At 68.4% G+C, this 13,597-nt stretch carries 8 protein-coding genes; 6 read left to right on the top strand and 2 right to left on the bottom strand.

The features are described from left to right. Positions 1-114: 114 nt before the first annotated feature. The 3 genes from FVA74_RS10935 (at position 115) to FVA74_RS10925 (ending at position 6,476) form a co-directional block, all read left to right on the top strand. Entirely contained in the window at positions 115-3,585 is a 3,471-nt protein-coding gene (locus FVA74_RS10935) for a bifunctional RecB family nuclease/DEAD/DEAH box helicase (protein WP_240792220.1), read from the top strand. A gap of 293 nt (positions 3,586-3,878) precedes the next feature. After that, on the top strand, positions 3,879-4,736 hold the full coding sequence (locus tag FVA74_RS10930; protein ID WP_147905587.1) for a DUF4253 domain-containing protein: 858 nt from the start codon (positions 3,879-3,881) through the stop codon (positions 4,734-4,736). Between the two features lie 90 nt (positions 4,737-4,826). Then, complete coding sequence (locus FVA74_RS10925) at positions 4,827-6,476, top strand: HNH endonuclease signature motif containing protein (RefSeq protein WP_147722391.1); 1,650 nt, start codon at positions 4,827-4,829, stop codon at positions 6,474-6,476. 132 nt (positions 6,477-6,608) lie between these two features. On the opposite strand, the gene FVA74_RS10920 is transcribed toward FVA74_RS10925, so the two are convergent. Beyond that, a complete protein-coding gene (locus FVA74_RS10920) occupies positions 6,609-7,157 on the bottom strand; it encodes a type 1 glutamine amidotransferase domain-containing protein (protein ID WP_147722389.1) in 549 nt (182 codons plus the stop codon). A gap of 201 nt (positions 7,158-7,358) precedes the next feature. On the opposite strand from FVA74_RS10920, the gene FVA74_RS10915 reads away from it, so the two are divergent. Next, positions 7,359-9,869 carry an ATP-dependent Clp protease ATP-binding subunit gene (locus FVA74_RS10915; RefSeq protein WP_147722387.1) on the top strand — a complete coding sequence of 837 codons (2,511 nt, stop codon included), beginning with the start codon at positions 7,359-7,361 and terminating at the stop codon, positions 9,867-9,869. 60 nt (positions 9,870-9,929) lie between these two features. Here the strand turns inward: FVA74_RS10915 and FVA74_RS10910 are convergent, their stop codons facing one another. Beyond that, positions 9,930-10,838 (bottom strand): cation diffusion facilitator family transporter, encoded by a 909-nt coding sequence (locus FVA74_RS10910; RefSeq protein WP_147722385.1) that lies wholly within the window; start codon positions 10,836-10,838, stop codon positions 9,930-9,932. 375 nt (positions 10,839-11,213) lie between these two features. Between FVA74_RS10910 and FVA74_RS10905 the strand changes: the two genes are divergently transcribed. Beyond that, a complete protein-coding gene (locus tag FVA74_RS10905; protein ID WP_147722383.1) occupies positions 11,214-11,573 on the top strand; it encodes a hypothetical protein in 360 nt (119 codons plus the stop codon). Positions 11,574-11,770: 197 nt separating this feature from the next. Further along, positions 11,771-13,591, top strand: a complete 1,821-nt coding sequence (locus tag FVA74_RS10900; protein WP_147722381.1) for a glycoside hydrolase family 15 protein — start codon at positions 11,771-11,773, stop codon at positions 13,589-13,591. Positions 13,592-13,597 lie beyond the last annotated feature (6 nt).

Below are 13,597 nucleotides of genomic sequence, written 5' to 3'. Positions count from 1 at the left end.
CAGGGGAAGGTGCGTATGGCCGATCTCACGCGCGCGAATAGGGCGAGAGAACGCGCCCGCCCGTGTCGGCGGCTCGCGATAGCGTTTCGATATGACCGAGACCCAGGCGCAGGCGTGTTCCTGAGCGCGGCCGGCGACGGGCATGCCGTCGTCTATACGAGCGCGAGCGACCTGACGGCAGCGTCCAAGTGCGAGTTCGCCTTCGTGCGCGCGCTCGATGTGAAGCTCGGCCGCATCGAGGGCGTCGCGCTCGAACCCGACGCCATGCTTGAGCGCACCAGCACCCTCGGCGACCAGCACGAGGCCCGCGTGCTCGAGCAATACAAGCAGCAGGGCCGCGTCGTCGAGATCGCCCGGGTCAATCCCACTGAGCCGGGGGCACTGGATGCCGCGGCGCACGACACCCTCGAGGCCTTCCGTGCGGGCGCCGATGTGGTGTTCCAGGCCACATTCCACGAGCGCGACGAGCCGGTCGATGGGGTCGAGATCGCGTTCCTCGGCTTCGCCGACTTCATCGTGCGCGGCCACGACGGCCGCTACATCGTGCAAGACACCAAGCTCGCGCGCAGCGCCCGCGTGACCGCACTGCTCCAGCTCGCCGCCTACGCCGAACAACTCGATCGGCTCGGCGTCCCGCGCAGTGACACCCTCGAGCTGATCCTCGGCGACGGACGCCACGACCCGCACCAGGTCGCCGACATCGCGCCCGTGTACCGGCGGCGACGCCAGCGGCTGCACCAGATCGTGCGGGAGCGGATGGCCGCGACATCCGCCGTCGCATGGGGCGACCCCGACTACGCCATCTGCGGGCGCTGCGAGGTGTGCGACGCCGAGGTGCAGGCGGCGCGCGACGTGCTGCTCGTCGCCGGGCTCCGGGTCACGCAACACCAGCGGCTCGCAGCCGCAGGTATCCGTACGATCGACGAGCTCGCGGCATCCACGGGTCCCATCGAGGGCATCGCCGACCGCACGCTCGCCGGGCTGCGGGCGCAGGCCGCGCTGCAGATCGAGGGAAGCGGGAAGGCCGGCCCCCCGCCATTCCGCCTCGTCGACGGCGAGGCGCTCGCCGCCATTCCAGCCCCCGACCCCGGCGACATCTTCTTCGACTTCGAAGGTGACCCGCTCTACACGGAGGGTGACAGCACCCGCTGGGGCCTCGACTACCTCTTCGGCTACGTCGACAGCGCGGGCGAGTTCACGGCCTACTGGGCGCACGACTTCGCCGAGGAGAAGGATGCCCTGCGCCGGTTCCTCGCCGATGTCGCCGAACGCCGTCGCCGCAACCCCGGCATGCACATCTACCACTACGCGTCCTACGAACGCACCCACCTCGCACAGCTCGCCGCCCGCCACGGCGTTGGCGAGGCGGAGGTCGACCAGCTGCTGCGAGAACACGTGCTCGTCGACCTCTACCCGATCGTGTCGCGCGCACTCCGGGTGGGCAGCCGCTCCTACTCAATCAAGAAGCTCGAACCGCTCTACATGGGCGACGAACTCCGCGACGCCGACGGGGTCACCAATGCGGCCGACTCGATCGTCGAATACGCGGCCGCCGTCGAACTCCGAGAAGCGGGCGACCACGCCGGCTTCGATCGCAAGCTCGCCGATATCGCCGACTACAACCGCTACGACTGCGTCTCGACCCTCCGCCTGCGCGACTGGCTCCTCGAGCTCGCGACGGGGGCGGATGTCACACCCCTCGCCTCCACCGACGCCGAGCCACTCGAGCTCGAGCCCTCGCCCCTCCACGATGCACTCCTGCGGCTCGCGGGTGACGGCCACCACGAACGCACCCCCGACGAGACCGCCGCCGCCTTCGCCGCCGCCGCGATCGACTACCACCGGCGCGAACAGAAGACCTTCTGGTGGGGCCACTTCAGCCGACTCGTCGCCCCCATCCAGGAGTGGGGCGACACCCGCCACGTCTTCGTCGTCACCCGAGGCAGCGTGGAAACCGACTGGTACAAGGAGGGCCGCCAGCGCAACGAACGTCGCATCGTCAGGCTCCACGGCACCTGGGCGCCCGGCTCCAGCGTCAAGCCGGGGGGCATGAGCGGGCCCTTCGCCCTCTACGAGCAACCCGCGCCCTTCACGAACCCCGGCGCTGAGCCGGGCGCGCGCAGCTGCAAACAGATCACCCTGCTCGACGTGGACGACGACAGCGTGCTCATCCAGGAGACCCTCCGCGCCGACGGCCAGCCCTACTCGGCGCTTCCCGTCGCCCTCACCCCGGGCACCCCGCCGCCCGCCGGCCAGCAGAAGCCCGCGATCGAGGAGTGGGCGCAGGCCATCGTCGACTCGCGAGGGCCAGATGGCAGCGGTCCCTGGCCGAAGGATGCGGCAGTCGACATCCTGCGCCGCACCCCGCCGCGCAAGCGCTCCAGCATGCTGCCCGACGCGAGCGACGAGGATTACATTCGCGCCGTCACCGCCGCCTGCCTCGACCTCGACGACTCCTACCTTGCGGTGCAGGGTCCGCCCGGCACGGGCAAGACCTACCTCGCCTCCCACGTCATCGCGGAGCTTGTGCAGCGCCACGGCTGGAAGATCGGCGTCGTCGCCCAATCCCACGCCGTCGTCGAGAACGTGCTCAGCGCGGTGGTCGAGAAGGCGGGGCTCGACGCGAGCCGGGTCGGCAAGGTCACCGACAACGCCGACTGCCCCTTCACCGCCCTTCCCAAAGACGGGCAGCTGCTCTTCGCGGCGAGCAACCCCCGCGGCTACGTCATCGGCGGCACCGCGTGGGACCTCTCGAACCCGGCCCGCATCCCGCGCGAGTCGCTCGACCTCCTCGTCATCGACGAAGCCGGCCAGTTCTCGCTCGCCGCCACGATCGCGTCCAGCGTCGCCGCCCGCAACCTGCTCCTCCTCGGCGACCCGCAGCAGCTGCCGCAGGTGAGCCAGGGCACGCATCCCGAACCCATCGACGGCTCCGCGCTCGGCTGGATCAGCGACGGCCACGACGTGCTGCCTGGCGAACTCGGCTACTTCCTCGCCGCCAGCCGCCGCATGCACCCCGCCGTCACCGCGCCCGTCTCGCGGCTCTCCTATGCCGGGGCTTTGCACTCGCATCCGGATGCCGCGGCTCGCCACCTCGACGGAATCGAACCCGGTCTCCACCCCGTCGCCGTCGACCACTGGGGCAACGCGGTGGACTCCGCGGAAGAGGCATCCGCCGTCGTCGACCTTGTGCGCGACATGCTGGGTCGCGAATGGACCGACGGCACGCAGCGCCCCCTCACGCAGGACGACGTGATCGTGGTCTCGCCCTACAACGCGCAGGTCGCCCTCGTGCACGCGGCACTGGTTCGCGCGGGCCTGGGGGATGTGCGAGTCGGCACGGTCGACAAGTTCCAGGGGCAGGAGGCGGTCATCGCGATCGTCACCCTTGCGGCCTCATCGCCGGTGGAAGTGCCGCGCGGCATGTCGTTCCTCCTAATGCGCAACAGGCTCAACGTCGCCATCTCGCGCGCGCAGTGGGCCGCCTACCTCGTGCACTCGCCTCACCTCACCGAATACCTGCCCGCGACCCCCGACGGGGTCGCCGAGCTGAGCGCGTTCATCACGCTCGTGGAGACGGGGTAGCGGCTGGGCGCCTGTGCGCCCCGGGGCGTTCGGACTACGGGGCTTGGTGGCTTCGCAGCTTGGCGAGTCACGGGGGCCTCCGGGCTAGGCAGTATCCCCTCACAGCGGGCCGAACGCTGGCATGTCCCCGGTGTTGGCCTCTGCCCGATGGCTCGTGGGCGCACCCAACTAACTTCGCTCGCATGACCTGACCACGCCGCACCGACGCATCCTCCCCGCCGCAGGCGCCGACGCTCACGAAGCCTCAGCGCCTCATCGAGACGAAGGGGCGGGGGAGTCTTCCGCACGGCAACGTGTTGTTCCTTCCCCACCTTGGTGAACTCCGCGGGCATCCGGTCTGCCGCATCGCCGGACCTCAGCGCACAAGCGGTGCGTTCGAACAGGAGCCGACCTCGCCTGCCGTCGACGCTGGCCCAAGGCACGACGAGGACGTCGACCACCCGCAAGCGTGGGCCATCGCCGGATGGGGCGAAGCGCAGTTGGCCGAATTCAGCGACGGACCCAGCTGGCTCGAACTGGTGAAGCAGTACCCGCACAGTGGCCTCTGGCCGGTGTGCAGTATCGACCCCCAGTACCTCACGCGGCCCTGGGAGCGGGGATGGTGGCGCGAGAACGGCGAAGGCCAAAGCATCCGACAGGTGTTCGGCCTGGAGCGCCACGCGTGGAGCATCCAGGAAGACGACTACTGCTTTGAATGTGGCGTCGTGGATGATCGCAGCGGCGAACTTCACATCGAGTCGCGGAGTTCTGACATGCAGCTCATCGATCGAGTGGCGGGGCATCCGCGAGACTTCTGGTCGCCCGCGCCTGTAGCCCAGGACATCGCGCTGGTACCAGCGTCGACGCCCGCCGAGGCGGTGGCCGAACTCGGATGGAGCGGGCCCTGCAACCGGAGGTGGCTCGGTGCCGACGTCGTGCCCGTGCTGCAGTCGTGGCAAGAGCGGTTCGGCGCCTATGTGTATTCGGCGAGCATGAGTCGGCTCACACTGATGGTGGCCCGCCCCCCGCGCGACGAGGCTGAAGCTCGACTTGTTGCTCGCGAACACTTTCACTTCTGTCGGTACGACACGCAGTTCCATGGCTTCGAAGGAATCGCCCCGTATGTGCGTCGCCTGGTCGGCTCGCACATGTGGAGCTTCTGGTGGGACTGACCGCTCCTCCCCAAGCGTTGGTTCGAGAACTTATCCACTGATCACAGCCGAGATCTTTCGAAAGTATGTTCGATTTGACAGGCTTGCGTTATGTCTTCGCTCACGCTCACAGATGCGGCCTCAACGCTGCCGTCTGAGGCGCGGGGCGCCCGCGAGGCGGGTATTGCCGTTAGTCTGCGGTACTCGAATGTGCCGTCTCGTCATGTGCTCCTCTCGGGCGCGCCGTCCGATCGCCCGCTGGGTGCGGATGTGCAGTCTGACCGGGTGTCGAGTCCGGACGTATCGCTTGGTCAGGTGTCGGTTTCGGGCAGCCTCGCAACCTTCGAGTCGGCCACTGACGCGCTTCGTCTCATGCCGGACTCACTCGATCTCTTCGACGCCCTAAGCGACGACGAGCTGCTCGCTGTCCAGCGCGAGCTCTCCGCGCAGCGCCGTCTCATCGAGTCGCGGTCCGCGCTCGTGGCGGCGCAGATCTCCCGTCGGTCCGCGCGCGAACTCGGATCAGACGGCCTCGCCCAGCGCGGCGGCTATCGCACCGCGGAGGAACTGATCCGGGTGACGACCGGGTCCACCGCGAACGAAGCGCGGCAAGCCGTCCGAGTTGGGCTCACCATCGACGAAGCCCAGCGCGGCGGCCGGGTCGACATGCGCAGCGGCGAACTGACCGCGCCGAGCCGCCCATGGCTGACGGCGGTGTCCGCTGCCGTTGCTTCCGGTGACCTTTCGCTCGCGTCTGCGGACTCCATCGCAAATGGTCTCGGCGCGCCCAATGATGACATCACCGCCGACATGTTGGCGGATGCCGCGGCCCGACTGCTCCTCGAAGCAACACGCGGCAGCGACGATGCCATCTTCACGCCTCTCGACGCCGACCGGCTGTACCGGCGGGCGCGTGACCTGCGGGACGAACTGGATCTCGCCGGCGTCGCGTCGAGGGAGGAGGCACGCAGAGCGGCCAGGGCGCTGCGCATCTACCAGCGCGTCGACGGGATGACGCGGCTTGTCTGGGACATGGATCCCGAGACTGCGGCCGTCGTCCGCGAAAGCTATGACCAGCTCACCTCTCCTCGCCGCGGTGGGCCCCGGTTCGTAGAGGGAACGCCCGAGAACGACCGTGCCGAGCGCATACTTAGTGACGGCCGCACGACAGAGCAGCTTGCGTCAGACGGATTCCTTGAGCTTCTCCGCATCGCCGCCGACACGGCGCCGACCACCCTGATCGGGACACGGCGACCTTCCGTCCGGGTGCTCGGGGCAGCGCCCGTTCTCGAGAAGCGACGGGGCAGCGGCGCGATCGAAGGGCAGGCCGACCCAGTGTCGATCGACACGGTCGAACGCCTCGCCTGTGCGCAGGGAGTCCAGGCAATCGTCATGGATGCCGACGGCCAGCCGCTGGACGTCGGGCGGGAGCAGCGCCTCTACACCCGGCGCCAACGCATCGCGCTCGCCGCCCGCGACGGCGGATGCCGCTGGCCCCGCTGCGAACGCCCGCCCGCCTGGACAGAGGCGCACCACATCAAACACTGGTTCCGCGATGGGGGAGCAACCAACGTCGCCGACGGGATCCTACTGTGTCGACACCATCACCTGCTTCTGCACAACAACCACTGGGAAATCACGCGAACGGGTGGCGACTATTGGCTGACCCCGCCGCCGAGCGTCGATCCGGAACAGCAACCGATCCGCATGCCAAGCCGCAGCCCCACCCCGCGGGACCTGCAGGGCACTGGCATGCACTGACGGGAGTGCGGTGCCGCCCGGGGCAGGCGCGCATGGGGGTGGGGCATGTGCGCGTCGACGCTGCTGCGTAGGCCAGAGCTCCAAGCTTGAGAGGCTTTGCCGCGGGCATTGAGGCATTCTCGCTGTGCAGGCCTACGCGGTCTGGCCCTCGTGCTTGCCCTCCGCGAACTCCTCCACGATCTTCGAGTTGAAGGCCGGCAGGTCGTCGGGGGTGCGGCTCGACACGAGGCCCGCGTCGACGACAACCTCCTCATCGACCCACTCCGCGCCCGCATTCCGCAGGTCCGTCTGGAGGCTCGCATAGGAGGTGAGCTTGCGGCCCTTCAGCACGTCGGCGTCGGCCAGGATCCAGCCGCCGTGGCAGATCGCCCCGACAGGCTTGTGCTGCGCGAAGATCTCGCGCACGAACGACACGGCCGACTCATCCATGCGGATGGTGTCGCCGTTCACGACCCCGCCGGGCAGTACCAGCCCCTGGAAGTCGGCGGCAGAAGCATCCGAGGTCGACATATCGACCGCCTGCTTGTGGCCGTTCTTGCCCTCGATCGAGCCGGACTCGGGAGAGATCATCACGGGCGTCCCGCCCGCCTCGCTCACGGCCTTCCACGGTTCGGTGAGCTCCGAGTCTTCAAAGCCGTTCGTCGCAACGAATGCGATCTTCTTGCCGGTCAGGTCAGCCATGTGGGCTCCTCCTTCGATCAGTCCTCCGGCGCGCCGGGTGGGCGCGCCGCCGTACGGGCACACCGTACGGCCGCTTGTCACGGAGTTGGGCCGAGTCTCACGAACCTCGGAGAAAAGTTGGCGTGAGGCGGAATTTTTATGCCGCGGCGCCGTTGAATAAAATTGAGTCACAGGCACTCAACTTCAAGCCAGGAGGACACATTGCCTACATTCTTCGGACCCGTCGGTAGCGACGCGTTCAACGAGTTTCTCGCCCAGTTCCTGCAGGGCCAGCGCGCCACCGGCCGCCCCATCGACATCACCCGTTTCCTCAGCCGGCGCACGACCGAGCTGATGGGCCGCGCCGCCCGCTTCGCCCGCGAGCACGGTCACAGCGAGGTCGACTCGCTCCACATCCTGCGCGCGCTGCTCGACGAGACGAGCCTCCACGGGGCGTTCCGCGCCGTGCGCGCCGACCGCAAGCAGATCGCGAAGTCGCTCGAGCAGCGCCTGCCCGCCGACGGCGAACAGACGACGGATGCCCCGTCGCTCACGGGTGCCGCGCAGCGCGCGCTCCTCGACGCCTACCAGGCGGCCCGCGCCTTCGGCTCGACCTACATCGACCCCGAGCACCTCTTCTGGGTCTTCGTCGCCAACCAGGATGCGCCCGCCGGCCAGGTGCTCGCGCAGCACGGCGTCACGCCACAGGCCCTGCAGACCCTGCAGGCGACGGCGGAAGACCGCGGGGTTTCGACAGGCTCAACCCGCGAGGGCGGGGTTTCGACAAGCTCAACCGGCGAAGGCAGCTCAACCCCCGAAACCCCCACCCTCGACGAGTACTCGATCGACCTCACCGCCCGCGCGCGTGAGGGTGCCCTCGACCCCGTCATCGGCCGCGCCGAGGAGATCGAGCAGACGATCGAGATCCTCTCCCGTCGCACCAAGAACAACCCCGTGCTGATCGGGGAGGCGGGCGTCGGCAAGACCGCGATCGTCGACGGCCTCGCCCAGGCGATCGTCGACGGCACCGTGCCGGAGCAGCTGCGCGACAAGCGCGTCGTGAGCCTCGACCTTGCCGGCATGCTCAGCGGCACCCGCTACCGCGGCGACTTCGAGGAGCGCCTCACGAACGTCATGGACGAGATCAGCGCACACCCCGACGTGATCGTCTTCGTCGATGAACTCCACACGATCGTCGGCGCTGGCGGCAGCGGTGACGCTGGCGGCATGGACGCCGGCAACATCCTCAAGCCCCGCCTCGCCCGCGGCGAGCTGCACCTGATCGGCGCGACGACCCTTAAGGAGTACCGCCGCATCGAGAAAGACCCGGCCCTCGAGCGCCGCTTCCAGCCCGTGCACGTGGGCGAGCCGAGCGTCGACGACGCCGTGCAGATCCTCCTGGGCCTGCGCGAGCGCTACGAGCAGCACCACGGCCTGCGCTACACCGACGAGGCCATCCGTGCGGCGGTCGAGCTGTCGCACCGCTACGTGACCGACCGCTTCCTGCCCGACAAGGCGATCGACCTGATCGACCAGGCAGGGGCACGGATGCGACTGCGCTCAGGTGTCGTCGCGGCACCCGAGCAGACCCTCGCCGAACTCGAGGAGGCCAAGAACCAGGCCGTCGCCGATGAACGCTACGAGGATGCATCCGCTCTCCGTGACCGCATCGAGAAGCTCACGGCGGCCCCGGCCGGCCAGCTCGAAGTCACCGAGCGCGAGATTGCGGAGGTCATCTCCCGCGCGACCGGCATCCCCGCCGCGCGCCTCACGGAGGACGACCGCAGCCGCCTCGCGCGACTCGAGGGCGAACTCCACGAGCGCGTCATCGGACAAGACGACGCCGTCACGGCAATCGCCAAGTCGATCCGCCGCAGCCGCACGGGTCTCGGTGACCCGAACCGGCCCGTGGGCAGTTTCCTCTTCCTCGGCCCGACCGGCGTCGGCAAGACCGAACTCGCCAAGTCGCTGGCCAAGTCGCTCTTCGGCGACGAGAAGCGGATGCTGCGCTACGACATGAGCGAGTTCGGTGAGCGCCACACGGTCTCCCGCCTCGTCGGTGCCCCTCCTGGCTACGTCGGCTACGACGAGGCGGGCCAGCTCACCGAGCAGGTGCGCCGCAACCCCTACTCGGTCGTGCTGCTCGACGAGATCGAGAAGGCCCACCCCGACGTCTTCAACCTGCTGCTGCAGGTGCTTGACGACGGGCGGCTGACCGACGGCCAGGGTCGCACGGTCGACTTCCGCAACACGGTCATCATCATGACGTCGAACCTCGGCAGCGAGTTCCTCGCCTCCCGCACGGGAAACATCGGGTTCGCGGCCCCGGGGGAGCAGGCGATGGATGTCAGGGCTCGCGTCATGGGCAAGGTGCGCGAAGCGATGCGCCCCGAGTTCATCAACCGCATCGACGAGATCGTGCTCTTCCAGAAGCTCGACCGCGAGCAGCTGCGCGACATCGTGCGCCTGCAGCTTGCGCGGTCGACGGAGCGGCTCGCGGCGCAGGGCATCGAGCTCAGCGTCAGCGATGAGGCGATCGACTGGATCGCGAATGCCGGCTACGAGCCCGAGTACGGTGCCCGCCCGCTGCGCCGCGTGATCCAGCGTGAGGTCGACGACCGCATCGCGGAGCTGCTCGTCGCGGGCGGCTTGGCAGCAGGTGATCGAGCCGTAGTGACCGCCCGTGACGGCGAGCTCGCCGTCACTGGCGAGCGTGCCGCGATGGCGGCCTGATCCACCCAGTCGAGAACGCCCTCTCCCGAACGGGGGAGGGCGTTCTTGCGTGCCAGGCGCTCAGAAGCGGAGCGAGGGCTCGTCCCGCGTCGAGAGGCCCAGCACCGCGGTCTCGACGAACTCGTTCTCTTCGATCCTCTGCGCGATGTGCCGCAGCCGTTCGGCGATCTCGTGCTCGGACGCGTCGCCCTCGAGGTCGACCCCCGCGACGACAAAGAGTCGTTTCGGCCCCACATACTCGAGATGGAGGTAGGTCACCCTGGCGATCTCCGGCTGCGAGAGCAACGCCCGCCCCGCCATGGTGCGCACCGCCGCGGTGGAATTCGCGCCCACGAGGTAGCGCCGGTTGCGGTCGATGAGCACGACGGCGACGACGCCCAGCAGGATGCCGATGAGTATCGATCCGATCGCGTCGAAGACCGGATTCCCCGTGATCTGGTGCAGCGCGATGCTCCCCGCGGCCAGGAGCACGCCGATGAGCGCCGCGAAGTCCTCCGCCACGACCGCGCGGAGCGTGGCGTCGGAGCCGTTGAGCACGACATCCATCGTGCGGACCCCGCGCTGGCGCGCCTGCTGGCGGGCCTGGCCGATGCCCTGCACAAACGACGCCCCTTCGAACACGAAGGAGACCCCGAGCACGATGTAGGCGACGAGGGGGGACTCGACGGGCTCGGGATTCGAGAGCTCCTGAACCCCGTGCATGATCGACACCACGGCACCCGCCGTGAAGATTCCCACGGCCGCGAAGAGCGACCAGACGAAGGCCTCGCGCCCGTAGCCCAACGGATGCTGCGCGTCCCTCGGTCGCGCTGAGCGACGTTCCGCGATCAGGAGGAAGATCTCGTTGCCAGCGTCGACCCAGGAATGGGTTGCCTCGGCAACCATCGATGCAGAGCCGGTGATCGCGGCGGCGACGGTCTTGGCGACAGCCACGACGATGTTGGCGAGGAACGCGATGATCACGGTCACGGCGTCACACTACGCTTCGGCACCGCCGGAATGAAGGCCCGAACGTGGTGAACAGTAGCGTCGATCGCGGCACAGAAGACTCCCGATGCCTGCCGCGAGGAATTTCCAGCGGATGCTTGCGTTGCAAGCAACGCATCCGCTAGCGTTTCCGAGCCGCGAAACTGACGTTCTGACACGCGTTCGCGACAAGCCCAGCACAATCAACCGAATCGCGACGCCGGCCGTTCCCCAGGGCCGCACAAGAAGAGAGAAAGGAGGGGATGACATTGATTACCGAAGCGAAGATCTGTGCCCCAGTCCCCTCCCACACCACTCCTTCCCACTAGACGCGCGCCTCATCCGGCGTGCGACGCCAGATTCGATGAGGTACACAGATTGTCTAGTCAGCACGAGCTCCCCCTCCAGGGCTGGAGCAAAGAACAACTCCCTCCTTTCAGCATCCCCGCGCGGGTACTGCGCGTAGACGGTGCAGCACTGCGGGTGGTGACAAGCGATGGTGCCCGCACCATCCGCAACCGCGCGCGTCGCACGATCTCGGTAGGCGAATGGCTGGCGCTCGACGCCGGTTACTCGCACATCATCCGGGCGGCGCTCCCGCCGCGGGATGACCGCTACGAGATCGCCCTCGACGCGGAACTCGCTCAGGTCCGTGCCGAAGTCGAACGACTCCAAGGCGAACTGGACCAGGTGCGCACCCTCGTCGCGCGCCTCGCGGAGCCGGCCCCAGCCGTCTGAGGCCCGCGTGGTCTGAGGCCCCCGCGTGGTCTCTCCCAGCGAATGACCGGATTTCGGACAGATGACGTTGCCGCGGCACGATCATCTGTCCGAAATCGAGTCACCTGGGAATCCGGGCTTCCCCCCTCGGCGCGGCCTCGCCAGTCGGCACCCGCACCGACTTCGGGCGACGCAAGCTGGGGTATACAGGGGAGACCATGAGCATCCCCCTCGAGGACTACGCGTTCCTGTCCGACCTGCACACCGGCCCACTCGTTTCTCGCCGCGGGAGCATCGACTGGTTGTGCCTGCCGCGCTTCGACTCGCCCGCCTTCTTCAGCGCGATCCTGGGCGATGCGGATGATGGGCGTTGGCTCCTGCAGGTCGTCGACGGCGAGGTGTCCGACCGCCGCTACATCCCGAACACCTTCGTGCTCGAGACCACCTGGACGACCGGCACCGGGATCGCGAAGGTCACGGACTTCCTGCCCGCGGGTGACGGCCACGCCAACCTGATTCGACGGGTCGAATGCCTCGAGGGCACCGTCACCGTCGAGCATGACCTGCGCATCCGCTTCGACTACGCCCGCGCGACGCCGTGGGTGCGCGAAGTGACGCACCACGGCGCCCCTGCGCTGCTGGCGCTCGCCGGCCCCGACGCACTGCTCTTCAACGGTCCGCTGCTGCAGTGGCGGGACAAGCCCGCGGACGGTGCCATCTGCGGCGCGCGCGCTCCCCAGCTTGGGGGTCGATTCGAGATGTCGGCGGGCGACCGCCATGACTGGGAACTCACCTGGTTCCCCTCCTACAAGGACGCGCCGAAGCCCGTCGACCCCGACGAGGCCTATGAGCAGGCGGTGCGCTTCTGGACCGACTGGACCGAGCAGTTCATCGCGACCGACTCCGAGCACCACGAGCTTGTCGGGCGATCACTGCTCGTGCTTCGTGGCCTCACCCACGTCGACACGGGCGGCATCGTCGCGGCGCCGACCGCATCGCTGCCGGAGAACTTCGGCGGTTCCCGCAACTGGGACTACCGCTATGTCTGGCTGCGCGACGCCGCCCTCACGATCGAGGTCTCCATCGCCCACGGCATGAGTCAGAAGGCGACCCTCTGGCGTGACTGGCTGCTGCGCAGCGTCGCTGGCGACGTCAACGACGTGCGCATCATGTACGGCCTCGGTGGTGAGCGCGACCTGCGCGAGTCGGAGCTTGAGCACCTGAGCGGCTACGAGGGATCCCGGCCCGTGCGTGTCGGCAATGGCGCCGCCGGGCAGTACCAGGCGGATGTCGTGGGCGAGGTGATGCTCGCGCTGGGAGCCCTGCGCGACGCCGGCGAGCCCGAGAACGACTACTCCTGGGCGCTGCAGCGGGGACTCCTCGACTACTGCGAGGACAACTTCGACCGCAAGGACCACGGCATCTGGGAGATGCGCGGCGACACCCACTACTTCACCCACGGTCGCGTCATGATGTGGGCGGCCTTCGACCAGGGCATCCGTGCCGTCGAGGAGCACGGGCTCACGGGCCCCGTCGAGCGCTGGCGCGAACTGCGCGACCGCCTGCGCGCCGAGATCGACGAACACGGCTACGACGAGGAGATCGGCAGCTTCACCCAGACCTACGGCAACAAGGAGGTCGATGCATCCCTGCTCCAGCTGCCACACACGGGCTTCATCGCCTACGACGATCCGCGGATGCTCGGCACGGTGGCGCGCATCGAGCGCGACCTGAGCGACGAGGAGGGGTTGCTGCACCGCTATCGCACCGAGGCGCACCTCGACGGGCTGGAGGGGGAGGAGTATCCCTTCCTCATCTGCAATTTCTGGCTCGTCGAGCAGTATGCCGAGAGCGGTCGATTGGATGACGCCGAACGCTTCATGGCCCAGCTGGTCGGGTACGCCAACGACCTCGGCCTGCTCGCGGAGGAGTATGACCCGAAGTCGCGGCGCCTCGCGGGCAATTTCCCGCAGGCCTTCAGCCACCTCGGGCTCGTGCGTGCCGCCGACGCGCTCGCCGCCGCACGCAAGCGCCGGTAGAAGGCC

This window comes from Salinibacterium sp. dk2585, from assembly GCF_008001035.1.
GTDB lineage: Bacteria > Actinomycetota > Actinomycetes > Actinomycetales > Microbacteriaceae > Homoserinimonas.
This window is presented reverse-complemented; position numbering and strand designations above follow the sequence as displayed.

What these genes read in the sequence shown, in the direction of transcription:
- FVA74_RS10920 (WP_147722389.1), bottom strand. Translation starts at nt 7,157, where the DNA reads ATGGCTGACCTGACCGGCAAGAAGATCGCATTCGTTGCGACGAACGGC.
- FVA74_RS10900 (WP_147722381.1), top strand. Translation starts at nt 11,771, where the DNA reads ATGAGCATCCCCCTCGAGGACTACGCGTTCCTGTCCGACCTGCACACC.
- FVA74_RS10925 (WP_147722391.1), top strand. Translation starts at nt 4,827, where the DNA reads ATGTCTTCGCTCACGCTCACAGATGCGGCCTCAACGCTGCCGTCTGAG.